This is a genomic window from Pseudomonas fluorescens (assembly GCF_902497875.1).
Taxonomy (GTDB): Bacteria; Pseudomonadota; Gammaproteobacteria; order Pseudomonadales; family Pseudomonadaceae; genus Aquipseudomonas; species Aquipseudomonas fluorescens_BR.
The window spans coordinates 1-582 of sequence record NZ_CABVHY010000164.1 but is presented as its reverse complement, the minus strand read 5'-3'; the positions used below and the strand labels follow the sequence as shown (position 1 = coordinate 582).

Sequence of the window (582 nt, the reverse complement as noted above, 5' to 3'; positions counted from 1 at the left end):
CGGCAAGACCAGGCATTCGAGGTGTTTTTCACAACGAAAAAAAAGCCGCTGAGAGCAGCGGCTTTGAAGACAACTTCTCAGGGGAAAGAGCCCTGCAAGTGTCGAGGGAAATAGAGCGGTGGTGCAGATCAGCTATCTTTCTCAACCGGCGCTTGTGCTTGGTTGACTGATGTTTGCTGGGGTGTCTCAGCGTTTTTGGCTTTGGCGGTCAGTTCGTTCCGGGACTGTTCCAGGGCATCGGCACGCGCGGCATTTTGCGCAACAAATGCTGGCGACTCTTCAGCCATGGCGAGCGGCGACAGGAACAAGGAAGACAAAACAAAAGCGCTGGCAATACCCATAGTGTTAGACATCTTGAAGACCTTCTTGCAGAGCAAGTGATATTTGGTGTGGCAAAAGTACCGGTCTTCGGCGCGGGGAAAAAGAGCGAATCACATAAAGGACTGTTGCCTTTAAGGTAACAGTAGGTTCATGAGGCCTTCAAAAGATCGCAGCCTGCGGCAGCTCCTACGTCGAGCGGGCACATCCGCGAATCTGCAGATGTGCACAGCATTTGTAGGAGCTGCCGCAGGCTGCGATCTT

At 52.9% G+C, this 582-nt stretch carries 1 protein-coding gene; it reads right to left on the bottom strand.

Going from position 1 to position 582, the window contains the following annotated elements:
* Window positions 1–128 precede the first annotated feature (128 nt).
* Window positions 129–353 (bottom strand): hypothetical protein, encoded by a 225-nt coding sequence (locus tag F8N85_RS34450; RefSeq protein WP_150802078.1) that lies wholly within the window; start codon window positions 351–353, stop codon window positions 129–131.
* Between the last annotated feature and the right edge of the window lie 229 nt (window positions 354–582).